General features: G+C 34.2%; 12 protein-coding genes. 4 read left to right on the top strand and 8 right to left on the bottom strand.

All coding sequences use genetic code 11. The features are described from left to right. Positions 1-23 precede the first annotated feature (23 nt). On the top strand, positions 24-1,442 hold the full coding sequence (locus AA088_RS05545; RefSeq protein WP_241483385.1) for a B12-binding domain-containing radical SAM protein: 1,419 nt from the start codon (positions 24-26) through the stop codon (positions 1,440-1,442). Between the two features lie 66 nt (positions 1,443-1,508). Here the strand turns inward: AA088_RS05545 and AA088_RS05540 are convergent, their stop codons facing one another. From AA088_RS05540 to AA088_RS05515, 6 genes are all read right to left on the bottom strand, one after another. Then, complete coding sequence (locus AA088_RS05540; RefSeq protein WP_046743943.1) at positions 1,509-2,609, bottom strand: SGNH/GDSL hydrolase family protein; 1,101 nt, start codon at positions 2,607-2,609, stop codon at positions 1,509-1,511. 5 nt (positions 2,610-2,614) lie between these two features. After that, entirely contained in the window at positions 2,615-3,367 is a 753-nt protein-coding gene (locus AA088_RS05535; RefSeq protein WP_052752794.1) for a class I SAM-dependent methyltransferase, read from the bottom strand. After that, positions 3,364-4,749 (bottom strand): B12-binding domain-containing radical SAM protein, encoded by a 1,386-nt coding sequence (locus AA088_RS05530; RefSeq protein WP_046743942.1) that lies wholly within the window; start codon positions 4,747-4,749, stop codon positions 3,364-3,366. Before AA088_RS05530 ends, AA088_RS05535 begins: the two co-directional genes overlap by 4 nt. 139 nt (positions 4,750-4,888) lie before the next feature. Beyond that, positions 4,889-5,674 (bottom strand): class I SAM-dependent methyltransferase, encoded by a 786-nt coding sequence (locus AA088_RS05525; protein ID WP_046743941.1) that lies wholly within the window; start codon positions 5,672-5,674, stop codon positions 4,889-4,891. Continuing rightward, on the bottom strand, positions 5,667-7,130 hold the full coding sequence (locus AA088_RS05520) for a B12-binding domain-containing radical SAM protein (protein ID WP_046743940.1): 1,464 nt from the start codon (positions 7,128-7,130) through the stop codon (positions 5,667-5,669). The genes AA088_RS05525 and AA088_RS05520 overlap by 8 nt, the downstream gene beginning before the upstream one ends. Then, the gene (locus tag AA088_RS05515) at positions 7,123-8,028 is read right to left on the bottom strand and encodes a hypothetical protein (RefSeq protein ID WP_046743939.1); all 906 of its coding nucleotides are present in this window, start codon (positions 8,026-8,028) and stop codon (positions 7,123-7,125) included. Before AA088_RS05515 ends, AA088_RS05520 begins: the two co-directional genes overlap by 8 nt. A 182-nt stretch (positions 8,029-8,210) precedes the next feature. Between AA088_RS05515 and AA088_RS05510 the strand changes: the two genes are divergently transcribed. Then, entirely contained in the window at positions 8,211-10,838 is a 2,628-nt protein-coding gene (locus AA088_RS05510; RefSeq protein ID WP_046743938.1) for a DUF5916 domain-containing protein, read from the top strand. 115 nt (positions 10,839-10,953) lie between these two features. Here AA088_RS05510 and polA read toward each other — a convergent pair whose 3' ends face one another. Next, complete coding sequence (gene polA / locus AA088_RS05505; protein ID WP_046743937.1) at positions 10,954-13,785, bottom strand: DNA polymerase I; 2,832 nt, start codon at positions 13,783-13,785, stop codon at positions 10,954-10,956. A 180-nt stretch (positions 13,786-13,965) separates the two neighbouring features. Between polA and AA088_RS05500 the strand changes: the two genes are divergently transcribed. Beyond that, positions 13,966-15,276, top strand: coding sequence for a metallophosphoesterase (locus AA088_RS05500; protein WP_046743936.1), 1,311 nt, complete (start codon positions 13,966-13,968; stop codon positions 15,274-15,276). Positions 15,277-15,363: 87 nt separating this feature from the next. Beyond that, complete coding sequence (locus AA088_RS05495) at positions 15,364-15,660, top strand: thioredoxin family protein (RefSeq protein ID WP_046743935.1); 297 nt, start codon at positions 15,364-15,366, stop codon at positions 15,658-15,660. Here the strand turns inward: AA088_RS05495 and AA088_RS05490 are convergent. Then, on the bottom strand, positions 15,657-16,310 hold the full coding sequence (locus AA088_RS05490) for a polysaccharide deacetylase family protein (RefSeq protein ID WP_046743934.1): 654 nt from the start codon (positions 16,308-16,310) through the stop codon (positions 15,657-15,659). The two genes, AA088_RS05495 and AA088_RS05490, sit on opposite strands and share 4 nt — an antisense overlap. Between the last annotated feature and the right edge of the window lie 10 nt (positions 16,311-16,320).

Raw genomic sequence — 16,320 nt, 5'->3', positions numbered from 1 at the left:
TTTAGGGAAATTAACCTAACATTTTGAAGAAGCAGAAAGTATTATTGTACAATCCAATCGCTGTGTTTTTTGATATGCCACTTGCTTTATTAGCAATTGGCTCTGCATTGGATACTGATAAATATGAAGTTATTATTATTGATGGGCGTATCGATGCAAAACCTTTAGAAACAATTCAAAAACATATTGATGAAGCTCTGTGTTTTGGAACGACAGTTTTAACAGGAAGACCAATTAAAGATGCTCTAAAAGTTACGCAAGCTGTAAAAAAAATGCGTCAAGATATTCCTGTAATTTGGGGCGGATGGCATACATCTTTGTTTCCAAAGCAAACCTTAGAAGACGAACCGTGTATTGATATAACAGCACAAGGACAAGGAGAAGATACTTTTAGAGAATTGGTGGAAGTGTTTTCTACAAAAGGAGACCTTTCTACAGTGAAAGGAATTTGCTATCGAAACGAAGAAGGGGAAGTAATTAAAAACCCTCCGAGAACCATTGTTCCAATGGATACTTTTGCTGATATTAATTATGAATTAATTGATGTTGAAAAATACTTCGCAAAGAAAGGCCGCAGACAATTAGATTATATTTCGTCTACAGGATGCTATTTTAGATGTACTTTTTGTGCTGATCCATTTGTGTATAATAGAAAATGGACGGCTATTTCACCAGAAGTAATGGTAAATAAATTAGCGCAATTGCATGAAAAATACCAGTTTACAGACCTGAATTTACAAGACGAAACGTACTTTACCTATCGTGATCGAGTGATTGAAATTTCTCAACGAATGATTGAAAAAGGACTCAATTTTACATGGGCAGCTACGATGCGTGCCGATCAAGGTTCGCGTATGTCTGTTGAAGATTTTAAAATTTGTGCTCAATCTGGATTACGACGTTTGTTGATAGGTGTTGAATCTGGTTCTCAAGAAATGATGAACTGGCTAAAAAAAGATATCAAAGTTGAACAAGTGTATATGTGTGCCGAACGTTGCAAAGATTTAGGAATTACAGTACAATTTCCATTTATTGTTGGGTTTCCGGGTGAATCTGACGAAAGTATACGAGAAACAGTAAAGGTAGCGCTAGATCTTAATAGCATGCATCCAAATTTTCATACACCAATATTTTATTTTAAACCTTATCCAGGAACAACTATTACTGAAAATGTAGTGAAAGAAGGTTATAAACTACCTGAAACGGTACAAGAGTGGTCTGATTTTGATATTTTAGGTTCTTCAGGACCTTGGGTGAGTAAAGAAAAATTTGATTTTTTCGAAAAGTTCAAGTTCTACTTAAAGTTTGCGTATTCCAATCAGAAGATGGTATTTAAACCATTACAATTAATAGCGAGATGGCGTTGTAAGCACAAATATTTTAATTTGCCTTTGGAAAAGAAAATGGCAGATACGTTTTTCAAAAAACAACAATTAGCATAGTCTCATTCAGTTTTTTTGTTGAGAATTAATTATTGGCGGATTTCTCACAAAGACGTTTCCATTGGATTATTTTAAAATGGCATTCAATTCCTTTGAGATTTGCTCTGCGGCTAATTTGGCTCCAGACTCATTAAAGTGAAAGTCATCATAAAATGACTCTGTTGTTTTTGGTAATTGTAAGTCAATAAAATCAATATTTTCTTGCTTGCAAACCAATTTTAGGCGTTCATTAAATAACTTCATACCCTGATAAAATGCAGTAGTGCTGTAAAACGCTTCATTATTTTGGAAACCACTCGTTACCATTAACTTTTCGTATTCTTCCTCTAGGTCAGGTCGCCACATAGTGGCTTGCGTAATGAAAACAAGTTTTACGTTTTTTTCATTAGCTAGTTTGATGAGTTGTTTGCAATTTTGTTCATAATGTGCTAATCCTTCAGAAAGGTCAGGTAATTTTTCAATAATTGTAGCGTTCTTTTTTAAAGCTCTAATGTCTATAGCAGTTTCAGTAAGATGGTTTTTATGATTGAAATAAAAAATAAGATTACTTTTTGCTCGCGACGCTAATTTGTATAATGTCAATTGTTTGTAAAAAGGCAAATGATCATCGGGAAGATGCTGAAAAGCAAACTTTTTTAATTGTTCTTTGGAAGAATTTATATATCGTTCAGGAGAAATTAAATACGCGACAAAATCATTCACTCCTTGCATGATTACTACAGTTTTGGTATCCGTCAGTTCTGGTTTATCTAACATATATTCCATTTGCAATATATGATGATTACTGCTATTTCCAGGTCGTCCAAAATTACCAATCCAAAAAGGAGAACCTAATTTTTTTTCGAGTAAAGCCGTCCATGTTTTTTCTTGCGTTAATGCAAAACAAGCGGTAGTACTTCCTCCAAAAACAACCACCTTGTGAGTGGCGTTTTCAAAATTTGAAATAGAACGTGCTCCAAGTTCATCAAAGTGAACTTCAGAATTTTGATGAATTCCAGTGATTTCATTTGAGTCAATTTCCCAAGTAAATCCCGAATTAGGTGTCATCACATAATAATCACTTGGAAAAAGGTTAAAAAAAGACAAAATAAATTCAGCTAAGACCAATAAAATGCATGTAGAAACTAAATAATACAATGTTTTTTGGAAAAGTTTTTTTCTTGCCATTACTTTTACTGTTTAGTCCAACGATACCATGAAAAAGGAGAGTCTTTTTTTCTTAATATTTTATGGATAATGTTCTTTTTGTAGCTGTACAATGTGTCAAATTTTTCCACCAATTTTTGATCATGGTGATGGTAATGATTACTCATTTCGGGTACATTAAGTTCTGTATAATATTCTAAAGTACGTCTTTTTGCATCCAAAATCTCTGAAGTTTTATAAAAAGGACTATCCATAATATGGATTTCCCCATTTTTTTTTAAAAATGATTGTAAAAGAGAAAATAACTCTTGAAAATCAGAAAAATACTGAACTACGCCATTTAATGTTATTATGTCAAATTGCTCTTGAAAAAAGGAAGTAATTTTAAAAATATCTGCATATACAAAACGTAAATTTTCTTTATGAAATACACGTGCGGCTTGTTCCAATTCCTTTCGATTAATGTCTAACCCAATGATTTCATTTTTGGAAGATATAGTAGCAATTTTATTAGAAAACCAACCATTTCCGCAACCTAACGTTAATATACACTGAGCTTGACTTTTTTCCGAAACATATTTTATGAATCGTTCTGTAGATTGAATTCGATACGGCCATTCATCACGATGTAGAAAAGGTAATTTTCGAACTTCATTGTCTGTCAAAATGCGATCTTCTTTTTTGCGCACAGCTAAATAATGCTTCGAAAAATTTGCATCTTCAGGAGTTAGATAATATACATTTTTTTGTTGCGTGATTCGGCTAAAATCTAAGTTCATTTGTACAGTTTCATGGCTGTTTTTGCCAATAGTGATTTAGTTTTAAGCTTCACAGAAGTTAATAAACTTCCATTCTTGCCTCTAAGTTTTTCTTTATTATAATTGACTTCGTTGACAATTCTACGAACAGCATAGTCGTAAAACTTTCGAGAATAGGTTCGAGTAAAATCTATTTCACGATCAGTAGAAGTGTTCCATTCAGGTTGAACCGTAATTTTATCTTTAATTTCATCATACAAAGAAGTCCCTTTTATTGGGTAGGCAACTGTGATGGTAAAATGTGTTGGATTAGCGGCTTTCAAGTAATCAATTGTTTTATTGATATCTTCTTCATCTTCGCCCGGATAGCCTACCATAATAAATGTTCCGCTTTCCATACCTAATGCATTGGTTTTTTGAATAGCAGTTTTTACTACGTCAACTTCAACACGACGATCCATTGCGTCTATAATTTTTTGAGAACCGCTTTCTGCACCAATCCAAATTCTATAACAGCCAGCTTCTTTTAATAATTGCAAAACATTGTCGTTCAAACGTTCGGCACGCGTAATACATTCAAAAGGAATAATGGCGTCTAGCTGAATAATTTCTGCATGAAATTGCTCTAACCATTTATGACTAACTGTAAAAACATCATCGACAAACCAAATACTATCGGGATTGTAGGTTTCTTTGAGCATTTTTAATTCAGCAGCAACTTGGTCTGCAGGTCTTCTCCGGTAACTTTGACCGTATACAGCTGTACTACACCATTTGCATGTGTATGGACAGCCACGTTGTGTACTTACTGTCATGGAGCTTTTTCCATGATACGTTTTCCAAGTCTCTAAATATTTTTCAACTGGAATCGCTGCTCTATTGGGTAAAGGCAATTCTTTTAGACTTTTCATCTTTACACGGGCTGGAGTTTTTATAACTGTTTTGTTTTCCAGATATGCAATTCCAGCAATTTCACTTACATCGCTATTGCGAATAATGGCTTGATAAAGTTCTAATGTAGTTTGCTCGCCTTCTCCGATAATCAAAAAATCTGCACCTGTGTTAAGGTAATTTTCGCAATTGTATGTAATATCTGGTCCGCCAAGCAATATCTTAGGGAAACCATATTGAGCATCTGTTTTTAATGTATGCACCAATTGAATTACATTAATTTTGGTCATCAAATTGGTGTAGATTGCAACAATTTTAGGCTGTTTTTCTTTGATATACTGTAGCTGATCGGATTTTGAATAAAAAGTAGCATCATATACATAATTCTCAACGTCATATTCATTCAAATATGCAGAAATATATAACAAACCTAATGGTGCATACGGACGCATAATCTGTTGTTCTTTCTCATCTTCAAAAAGATAGTATGTATGAGTAAGAAGGATGCTCATTTTTTGACTGCAATTTTTAGATAAACGTAAATATAAAGATGTTTTAGTGACTTGAAAAGTTTGAACTGTAGTATTTACACATTTACAAAGAATCCTTAAAAAGATTGTATCACGTATAATTGAGGTAAGGAGTGCAGGATTAACTTTTTTTCTCTAAAATGATTAAAAAATGATCTGCATATTTTGAAAAAATTGAAGCGGTAAGTATGGAGTCTAACCCTTTACATATAGATATTATTGGAAACTTTGCTGCCAATGAGTTTTCTAGATAGGAAGGAGGAATGGTTACACCTATTGGTTTTATTTTCTTTGGAATAAAATGTTCTCGGGCCAATGCAGAAATATCTTTTGGGTTATAATACCATGTTTTTACATTAACACCATCTACATTAGCGATAACATTTTCATTGGTATTTCGTCGATTTGCTTTGTTTGAATCGCGTTTTATACTAAAATACAAGCGCTCCCATATACAGTGTTTGGGCATAATTACTAATGCCATTTTTCCTTTTGGAAGTAGCAAGTTTGAAGCTGTATGGAAGAATTGGCTAAGTTGATCTTGTGATAAACAATTTAGACCTCCAAAGTTTGAAAAAATCAAGTCAAACTTACACTCAAATGTATTTGTTGAAATTGTATTAATGTCTTGTATTTTAAAGGAGAGATTCGTTGGGTGTGATTTTGCTTGGGCAACCTCAATCATTCCTGAAGAAATATCTGTAGCAATAACATGATGATTTAGTTTTGCAAACTCTATAGCATCAGCGCCTGTACCACAATTTAATTCTAAAATAGATAATTTGTGGGCTTGTTGAATAATTGGGTTGATATATTTGAATACCCGTGCGCGTTGGGCTTTCCCAATGTTAGAATATGTAAACGTGTTATCATATTGAGCTGCTGCTACATCAAAATCGCTATGCATTGGTATTCTCCATATTTTTAAGTTGCAACTTATCTATAAAGGCAGAAGGAATGTAATAGCCAAGTAATAGCATAGAGCGTATCTCTGATTTTTTGATAGAAAAAGGATGTGTAAAGAATTTACGAATATTTTGAAATGCTTGACTTTTTCGAAATTCCTTATGAACATATCGCTGTAATTTCCTATAAAATTTAGTGTTGTAAGTCCCTTTGAACATCATGGCAAGATCATCAGAATCTGTCCAATTAGCTTTAAGTTTTAAATCATCTTTTACCTTGTCATAAAATTTAGTGCCAGGTAATGGATAGGAAACCGAGACTCCAATATTGTCAGGAACCAACTCTTTAATCATGTCAATTGTTTTTTGAATATCTTCTTTGGTTTCTTCTAAATAACCAAATTGAATGAAGAATGCTACACGTATATTTTTTTCTTTTAACAATCGTGTAGCCTCATAGATTTGTTCAACTTTGGTTTCCTTGTCCATAGCATCCAAAATAGCTTGCGAACCACTTTCTGCACCAACCCAAACTTCTTCCAATCCACTTTCCGCTAGAGCATCGATTGTATCTTCTTTTAGTAACAAATCCACACGACTTTGAATATAGTATGAGATTGTAAGCTGCTCTTTTTTAAGTTCTTTATTAAAATTTTGAACCCAATTAGGTTTTAAGCCAAAAATATCATCGCACATCCAAAAACGAGAAACTCCGTAGTTTTCGTTTAAATATTTAATATGCTTGGTAATGTATTCTGGAGAATGAGAATTATAGCGATTTCCATAAATAGGTTTTGCACACCAGTTACATTTAAAGGGACAACCACGAGTTGTTGCCATATTGAGCGTAAATTCATTGCCGCCAGCTTCCCAAATTTTTCTATAAGGTTCAATATCAATTAAGTCCCAAGCAGGCAACGGAAGCACATCTAAATCTCGTAATACGGGATGTTTTGGGTTTTGAATGATTTCACCTTCTTTTTTAAACACGAGTCCTTTAATTCCTGAAGTGTCTTCCTTATTCGATAAGGCATCAACTAATTCTTTTAATGATATTTCACCTTCACCTTGAATGACAAAGTCTGCTCCTGCAGCTAAGTATTTTTCATAATGATCGGTAGAGTCTGAACTGCAAACAATGACATGGCAGCCTAGCTTTTTTGCAATTTGAATCATCTCAAAAGCAGCTTCCCGCATGGCAGTCAAACACATTTTTGTTAAATAATTAAAGCCATCATCGTATAATACAAATATACGAGGTTTGTGTTGCTCTAAATAAGGTTGTATTGTTTTTGGATCCTCTAACAAGTTTGCGTCAAATACACCTACATGATATCCGTTTTCACGTAAATAAGAAGCAGCATACAATGTTCCTAATGGCGGATATGGTGTTTGATTTTTCCACTGTTTCACATCAAACTTGTAGTAATAAGAATGCGAAAATACAATATCAAGCATGTTCTTCAGGTAAATTCAAATTGTATTGTTGTATAACTTCTGTATAGCGTTCGTGCAGTCGTTTTATCACTTTGTTTTGATAATTTTGCGGATGATGTTTTGATACATGTCGAGTTGACTTCATTGCGATATTAAAATCTGCTTTAGCGAGATGACCAAACTTACGAATCCATTTTTTAATTGTTAATCGTTGTAGGTAGTTGTCTAACTTTAATCCTATCGAGCCATTTAAAGCGTTTTGTGTAAATTCTGAAATCCAGCTTTTACGGGTTTCTCTAATTGTACTTGTTTTAAAAATTGGTTTGTTAGGAAAATACGGTTTGGCCCAAGAATTTGCTGATAAAAAGTTCTCAAAAACAGTTTTTCCATACAACGGAATAAGTGTGGCAATTTCAGTAGCCGTAAATAAGTTTTTTTCAGAAATTTCTAACGAATCGGTACTAATGAAATAGTTTACACAAAAATATTTCTTTGAATTCAATAAAAATATTTTTTTGTAAAGCACTAATAGCGTTCGTGCTATCCATAAACGATTAGGTTTGGTAATAATAAAAAAGTCAAAATCACCTTCATCGTCATAATAACCTTTTGACAATGCGCCCGAAAGAGAAACACTTTCTATATATGGGAATTTGGCAATTTTTCGAGAAACTCTTACAGCTTTTGGCATTATTTTTCGAGCCATTTCATTGCCTTTGAGTCTTCTTTCTACACGATCGGGATCATTCACATCTACATAAAAACCATCAAAATTATAGATAACTCCTTTTTCTAAAAGAGTTTCTATTTCTTTATCAACATCTTGCTGACTTTCACTATCTGAAAATTGAAAAATTTCAGTTCGAGTCAACGGATATTTAAAGAGAGAGAAATATAATATGGTTTTTAAAGCACTCACTATTTTTTGTTTTCTAACCAAAAGTACTTAAAAATATATTCTTCATCGGTTCAAATTGGAAGAAATACGGAAAAATCTTTATTTATTTTTTTTCTATATAAGTGTTAATTTTTACCTAAAATTCTTCTTCATTTGACAGGGTTTTATACTTTTATCATCATCAATCAATCAAAATACACTTAATGAAATCTTTCCTAATAGTCTGTTTAGGACTTTTTTGTATTCCCTATTTGGGAATATCTCAAGAAAAAAAAGCCAACATCCCTAAAAGAATTTACACAACCAATAGTGTGAAGGGAGAAGCACCAAAAATTGACGGTATCTTAGATGATGAGAGCTGGAATTCTGTTGAATGGGCAAGCGACTTTATTGAAAATCGACCAGATGAAAATACGCCGCCTACAGAGCAAACGAAGTTCAAAATTATGTACGATGCAAAGTATTTATATGTTGCCGTGCGTGCCATTGATAAAGATCCGGAAAAAATTGTTAAACGTTTGTCTCGACGTGATGGTTTTGATGGTGATTGGGTAGAAATCAACATTGATAGCTATCATGATCTTCGTACTGGGTTTTCATTTACGGTTACAGCAGCAGGTGTAAAAGGAGATGAGTTTATTTCGAACAACGGGAATAATTGGGACGGAAGTTGGAATCCAATTTGGTACACCAAAACAAATGTAGATAGCGAAGGTTGGACTGCCGAAATGAAAATTCCATTCAGTCAGTTGCGCTTTGGAAAAAGTGAAGAACAAGTTTGGGGACTACAAGTACAGCGACGCTTTTTTAGAAAAGAAGAGCGTTCTACATGGCAGCGCATTCCATTAGATGCTCCAGGTTGGGTGAGTGAATTTGGTGAGTTGCATGGTTTAAAGAATATTAAACCGCAAAAACAAGTAGAAATACAACCGTATGTAGTGACAAAATTAGACACGTATCCCGAAGAAACAGGAAATCCTTTTCGAGATGGAGATGATTTTACTTTGAATGGAGGTATAGATGGGAAAATAGGAGTAACTAACGATTTAACATTAGATTTTACCATCAATCCAGATTTTGGACAAGTAGAGGCAGATCCTGCGGCAATTGCTTTGGATGGTTTTCAAATATTTTTCCGTGAACAACGTCCATTTTTTGTCGAGAACAAAAATATTTTTGATTATCGATTTGCAAATGGACAAGACAATGTATTCTATTCTAGGAGAATTGGACGAAATCCACAAGGTTTTCCAAATACAACTTCACAAGAATATGTAGATCAACCACAAAATTCGACAATCATTGGAGCGGCGAAGTTTAGTGGTAAAACTAAAAATGGTTGGTCAATAGGTGTTTTAGAAAGTGTAACTGGGCGAGAATTTGCCGAAATTGATAACAATGGAACACGAAGAAAAGAACTGGTAGAGCCATTAACAAACTATTTTGTAGGGCGTTTGCAAAAGGATTTTAATAAGCGAAATACATTTATTGGAGGAATTTTTACAGCGACAAATCGAAGACTTGAAAATCATTTAGATTTTTTGCATAGAGCAGCCTATACTGGAGGGCTAGATTTTAGACATAATTGGAAAGACCGTACTTTTTATGCAGAAGGGAATGTGGTAGCAAGTCACATAGAAGGAAGTAAAGAAGCTATTGCAAATACTCAAAATTCGTTAACGCATTTATTTCAACGTGTAGATGCAGGACATGTAAATGTTAATCCTAATAGAACTTCGTTAACAGGAACAGGAGGAAGATTAGAATTTGGAAAAGCAGGAGGTGGAAATTGGAGGTATGATACCGGAGTTATATGGCGCTCGCCTGAGTTGGAACTCAATGATATCGGTTTTCTGCGACAAGCGGATGAAATACGTCAATTTGTAAATATTGGGTATCAAACAACTAAATCAGTGGGGAAATTTAGAAGAATTTCCGGACGCTTCTCTCAATTTACTACGTATGATTTTGAAGGAAACTTTAACCGAGTTCAATATGAAGTAAATGGAAACATGCAGTTTCAAAATAACTGGTGGATTGATTTTGGTGGAGCACACAAACCACGAATTTATATCAATACCTTTTTGCGTGGCGGACCTCGTTGGCGCTATTCTGAGGAAAATTATGGATATGCATTCTTCGGAACGGATGAACGAAAAAAACTGCGTACAAGCTGGGGAATGGTTTATTCAAAAGCCAAGCAAAACAATTTTACATTTATAGAAGTTAGTGGAGATGTTACTTATCAACCAACCGATGCAATGCGCATTTCTATTAGTCCAAACTATAATTATAACCCGAATAAAACTCAGTACATTACCGAAGTCAGTAATAATGGAACTCCACGTTATATTTTAGGAACGATTGACAATCAAACGTTGAGTGCTTCTATTCGTTTTAATTATACAATTAACCCTAACTTATCTATTCAGTATTATGGTCAACCGTTTGTGTCGGTAGGTCGTTATACAGATTTTAAATATGTAACCAATTCAATTGCTGACAATTTGTATGATCGTTTCTATCAATATCAACCTAATGAAATTTCCTTTGATGCAGCTTCCGATTCGTATCTTGTCGATGAAGGAGCCAATGGAAGTGTAGAGTATTCCATCGGAAATCCAGACTTTGCTTTTGTGCAGTTTCGTTCAAATTTGGTATTGCGTTGGGAATATATTCCTGGCTCAGAATTGTTCTTAGTTTGGTCGCAAGGAACGACTGGTTTTGGCAACACACGCGATCATTTATTACGCAGTTTAGACAATCAAATTCTAGGGCAACAACCAGAAAATATCTTTTTGATGAAGTTTACATATCGTTTTGTGTTGTAGCTTTCCAAATGCTTGTTGGTTTAAATGCATAAAGCTCCCTTTGTTGCTTATTGTTTATGAAATTAAGGATAAATTTTTTGTCATTCCTGCGGAGGCGGGAATGACATTTATAATTTTAATGTGCTTCCAACCAATTTTGTCCTACGCCAATTTCTACATCTAATGGAACGCTCATTTTAAAAGCATTTTCCATTTCTGCTTTGATGATTGGTTTGATGGTTTCAAGTTCGTCTTTATGTGCATCAAACACCAATTCGTCATGCACTTGAAGTAGCATTTTTGATTGAAAACCTTCTGTTAAAAAGCGTTTGTGAATGTTAATCATTGCTAGTTTAATGATATCTGCGGCACTTCCTTGTATCGGTGCATTTACAGCATTTCGCTCGGCTGCACCACGTACAATAGCGTTTCTAGAGTTGATATCTTTTAAATAACGGCGTCTTCCTAATACGGTTTCAACATAGCCATGTTCCCTAGCAAAGGCAATTTGATTGGAAATAAAGGCTTTGAGTTTTGGATAGGTTTCGTAATAAGTATCAATCAATTCTTTGGCTTCACTTCGTGATAAAGTGGTTTGGTTACTCAATCCGAAAGCAGACACACCATAAATAATTCCGAAGTTTACCGTTTTGGCATTGCTACGTTGCTCACGAGTTACATTTTCTATAGCTACATTAAATACTCTTGAAGCGGTAGAAGCGTGAATGTCTTCTCCATTTTTGAATGCTTCAATCATAGTATCTTCTTTGCTTAAAGCAGCTATAATTCGAAGTTCAATTTGAGAATAATCGGCGGCTAATATGACATAATTTTCATCTCTAGGAATGAATGCTTTACGCACTTCGCGACCACGTTCTGTCCTAATAGGAATATTTTGAAGGTTTGGATTGTTTGAACTTAATCGTCCTGTTGCAGCTACAGCTTGTGCATACACAGTGTGAATACGATTCGTTTTAGTGTTGACTTCACTTGGTAGCGCATCTACATAGGTACTCTGTAATTTTTTATACTGTCGCCACTCTAGAATATCAGTAACAATTTGATGTTCTTTCGCCAGGTATGACAATACATCTTCAGCGGTAGAATATTGTCCAGTTTTAGTTTTTTTAGGTTTGTCAACCAATTTTAACTTATCAAAAAGAATAGGTCCTAATTGTTTTGGGGAACCGATATTGAATTCTTCGCCAGCTTGCTCATAAATACCTTTCTCTAAACGGTCAATATCTACAGTCAATTCTTTGGAAAGTTTTGCTAAAAAGTCTTTATCTAAATTGATTCCTTCTATTTCCATTGCTGAGAGTACACTTACTAACGGTACTTCAACTTCTGAAAAAAGGTTGGTAAGGTTTCCACTTTCTAATTCTTTGATGAAATGTTCTTTTAGCTGATAAGTAATATCCGCATCTTCAACAGCGTATTCTGTTTGTTGATCGAGTGAAACTTCACGCATTGATAATTGATTTTTTCCTTTCTTCCCAATCAAATCTACTATCGAAACAGGTTGATAGTTCAAATAGGTTTCAGATAATACATCCATATTGTGACGCATATCAGGATTAATCAGGTAATGCGCAATCATTGTGTCAAAAATAGGGCCTTTTACAGGCATCTGGTAATTAGATAACACCTTGATATCGTATTTAAGATTTTGCCCTACTTTTTCAATGGTAGTACTTTCAAAAAATGGACGGAATTCTTCTAAAATCTCCTTTGCTGCTATTTGATCTTCTGGGAAAGAAACATAATAGCCTTTTCCTTTTTCCCAAGAAAAAGCGATTCCGACCAATTCTACTTCTAATGCTTTTAATCCTGTGGTTTCAGTATCAAAGCAAACACTAGGCTGTTTCAGCATTTTTTGAAGTAGTATGCGTCGAGACATTGGCGTATTTGCGAGTTGATAAAAATGATCAGTGGTTTGAATTGTTTGATAACCAGTACTCGCAGTTTCTTTGCTTGCGTTCCCGCTTCCAGGTGCAGCAAACAGGTCAAATTGTCCGTCAGCATTTGCTTTATTGGAAGGTTTGCTTGTTTTGACAGTAGGAGTTTCTGTAATTTCAGAATCAGTTTCTGCAAATGTTTTTATAAAATTATCTTTGAGTCGTCTGAATTCTAGCTCTTCAAATAATTCTTTAACTTTATCGAGATCAGGTTTCGACAATTCAAAATCTTCTTCATGAAATTCTACAGGAACATCTAGCATAATCTTTGCTAATTGCTTTGATAGAAGTCCTAATTCAGCACTGGCTTCTACCTTTTCTTTCATTTTTCCTTTTAATTGGTCTGTATTGGCAAGTAACCCTTCTAGACTACCAAATTGGGCTAAGAATTTTTTAGCTGTTTTTTCTCCAACACCAGGTAATCCAGGGATATTATCAACAGAATCTCCCATCATTCCTAAGAAATCAATTACTTGTTCAGGGCGCTCTACGCCAAATTTTTCTTGTACTTCAGGGATTCCCCAAGTTTCGTAACCACCACCAAATCGCGGTCTATAAATAAATACGTTTTCGGTTACCAATTGCGCAAAATCCTTATCGGGTGTTACCATAAAGGTTTGATACCCTTGTTTTTCTGCTTGTACAGAAAGAGTACCAATAATATCATCGGCTTCGTATCCTTCTTTTACGATTACAGGAATATGCATCGCTTTCAAAATATTTTCTATATATGGAATTGCCAATTTGATAGGTTCTGGCGTTTCTTGACGATTTGCTTTATATTCTGGAAAAGCTTCTACACGATCTACACTTCCTCCTTTATCAAAGCAAACAGCCAAATGGTCAGGTCGTTCACGCTTTATAACATCGAGTAACGAATTCATAAAACCCATAATAGCTGAAGTGTCTAAGCCTTTGGAATTAATTCTTGGATTTTTGATAAAAGCGTAATATCCTCTAAAAATAAGTGCGTATGCATCTAATAAAAATAATCGTTTTTGGGCTGCCATGATAATTTATGTTGAAGATGATAAAACTACAAAACTTATCACTCAAACCGAAGCTATTTTTATATTCATTTCATTCCTAACGTGAATTTGAGAGGTATTTAAAAGTAGGCGAATGTTAAAGTTGCTGTAAAACCTTAAACCTATTTAGTAAGAACGTTTAAATTTGTTAAAATTTAATCAATGATACGGTTCCTTATTCCCATCATTTTAGTTTTTATTCTAGAATTATATACATTTTTTGCAATTCGTACGTTGACCAACAGTAAACTGTTGTTAGTTGGTTTTTGGGTATTTACAGTAATTGTATATGGTATTTTTTTCTATCAGATGAATGCTGTGCAGCGAGAAGGTCGTTTTAGTTTGAGTACAGGATATGCGATTGCTTTGTTACTTACACTAACAGTACCAAAATTGTTTGTATTGGCGATTCTGTTTATAGAAGATATTTTTCGTTTTTTCACTTCACTATTTAATTATTTTCAATACAGCGGTGTGACAGTGAGTGAAGCTATTCCTGGTAGGCGAAAGTTTATAAGTCAGTTGGCTTTAGGGATTGCTGCTATTCCTTTTGCTGGGTTTTTATATGGAGTCTTTAAAGGAAGGTATGATTTTAGAGTGATTAAACATACGATGTTTTTTGATGACTTACCAGAAGCTTTTGATGGTTACAAGCTTACGCAAATTTCAGATATACATTCAGGAAGTTTTGATAACAAAGCAAAGATTGAATACGCTGTAGATTTAATCAATGAACAAGAAAGTGATGTGATAGTATTTACGGGTGATATTGTAAATGCTGTAGCAGAAGAAATGCATCCTTGGATTGATACATTTAAGCGATTAAGAGCTCGTGATGGACTGTATTCTGTGCTGGGGAATCATGATTACGGATACTATGCATATGAAACTAAACAAGAAATTATTGATAATCAATCAAAAATTCAAAAAGTCCATACTGATATAGGTTTTGATTTGTTATTGAATGAAAGTAGAACGATACAGCGTGAAGATGAGAAATTGAATATTGTTGGGGTTGAAAATTGGGGCGCTTCACGTCATTTTCCTAAACGAGGTAGTTTAAAAAAAGCTACAGAAAGCCTTCAAAATGGAGAATTCACCATTTTATTATCGCACGATCCTTCACATTTTGACTATACAAAAATGGAACTCCCTAAAAACAAAGAGGGCAAGGAAATTATTAAGTCAAGTGATGTTGTTGATGAATCTAATATTATCAATTTTGATAAAAAGATTCAATTAACTCTTTCAGGACATACTCATGGAATGCAGTTTGGGATTGAAATTCCTTTTTTAAATTTAAAATGGAGCCCTGTAAAATATAGATATCCTCGTTGGGCTGGTTTGTATGAAGAAGCTGGGAAATACCTGCATGTTAATCGCGGATTTGGTGTGTTGGCATTTCCAGGAAGAGTTGGAATTTGGCCAGAAATTACTGTAATAGAGTTGAAAAAACGCAAGAATATAGCATAATTGCCAGAAAATAGTACATTTGTAATAGTGAATTGACATTTTTAAGGTTAAAAATGAATCAATTCTGTAAAACAAAAACATTCGCTTATGTCAAAATTTGGTGAATTAATTAGTGCAGATATTCCAATACTGTTAGACTTTTATGCAGAGTGGAATGATCAATCCAAGTTTATGCATGCTGTGCTTCGTGATGTTGCAGCAGCTGTGGGAGATAGTGCTAAGGTCATAAAAATTGATGTGGATAAAAATAGGGAATTAGCTGAAGCATTACGCGTTAAAGGCTTGCCTACATTGATGATTTATAAAAATGGAGAAATGGTGTGGAGGCAAAGTGGCGAGCAAGACGCTAATACACTTATAGGGTTGATTTCAGAGCATTACTAAATTGTAATTTTTTTGAACTCGTAGCCTAGTTTGTTAAAATGCTGTAACACTTTTGGGAGTGTAAACTGTAATTTTTCAAAAGCTTTTAGGCTGTCATGAAATACAACAATACTACCTTTCTTTGTATTCTTTATAACATTTTCTAAACACTTTTCAGAATTGATTGTTGTGTCAAAATCTGCACTGAGTACATCCCACATGATAATTTTGTAATCTAATTTTGTTAGACGCTTTATTTGGGAAGGTGTTATTTTCCCGTAAGGAGGACGAAATAGATATGGTTTAGAGTTTTTTTTGCTATCAATAAGATTAGAAAAAGTTTTCTCTGCTTTGTCAACATTTTGAATGTAAGAGGTGTTTGATGTTCTCCATCCGTTTACATGGTGTTGTGTATGATTTCCGATTGCATGTCCTTCACGTATCAATTGCTTAAAAATTTCAGGGTATTTCTCTACATTGTCACCAATACAGAAAAAAGTAGCTTTTGCATTAACTTTTGAAAGCTGCTCGATAACCCAAGGTGTAACTTCGGGAATAGGGCCGTCATCAAATGTTAAATAGATGCTCTTTTCAGAAACTGAAAACTCCCAAATTAGTGATGGAGCAAGCCATTTTACTAATTTGGGAGTTTTTGCTGTATAGAATTTCATGTGTAATGAA

The organism is Kordia zhangzhouensis, assembly GCF_001005305.1.
Classification (GTDB): Bacteria; Bacteroidota; Bacteroidia; order Flavobacteriales; family Flavobacteriaceae; genus Kordia; species Kordia zhangzhouensis.
The sequence above is the reverse complement of the archived record's forward strand: the minus strand, read 5'-3'. Positions and strand labels throughout refer to the sequence as shown.

Coding starts and splice junctions, on each gene's coding strand:
- AA088_RS05530 (WP_046743942.1), bottom strand. CDS start 4,749: ATGAGCATCCTTCTTACTCATACATACTATCTTTTTGAAGATGAGAAA.
- AA088_RS05535 (WP_052752794.1), bottom strand. CDS start 3,367: ATGAACTTAGATTTTAGCCGAATCACGCAACAAAAAAATGTATATTAT.
- AA088_RS05495 (WP_046743935.1), top strand. CDS start 15,364: ATGTCAAAATTTGGTGAATTAATTAGTGCAGATATTCCAATACTGTTA.
- polA (WP_046743937.1), bottom strand. CDS start 13,785: ATGGCAGCCCAAAAACGATTATTTTTATTAGATGCATACGCACTTATT.
- AA088_RS05525 (WP_046743941.1), bottom strand. CDS start 5,674: ATGCATAGCGATTTTGATGTAGCAGCAGCTCAATATGATAACACGTTT.
- AA088_RS05510 (WP_046743938.1), top strand. CDS start 8,211: ATGAAATCTTTCCTAATAGTCTGTTTAGGACTTTTTTGTATTCCCTAT.
- AA088_RS05520 (WP_046743940.1), bottom strand. CDS start 7,130: ATGCTTGATATTGTATTTTCGCATTCTTATTACTACAAGTTTGATGTG.
- AA088_RS05540 (WP_046743943.1), bottom strand. CDS start 2,609: ATGGCAAGAAAAAAACTTTTCCAAAAAACATTGTATTATTTAGTTTCT.
- AA088_RS05490 (WP_046743934.1), bottom strand. CDS start 16,310: ATGAAATTCTATACAGCAAAAACTCCCAAATTAGTAAAATGGCTTGCT.
- AA088_RS05500 (WP_046743936.1), top strand. CDS start 13,966: ATGATACGGTTCCTTATTCCCATCATTTTAGTTTTTATTCTAGAATTA.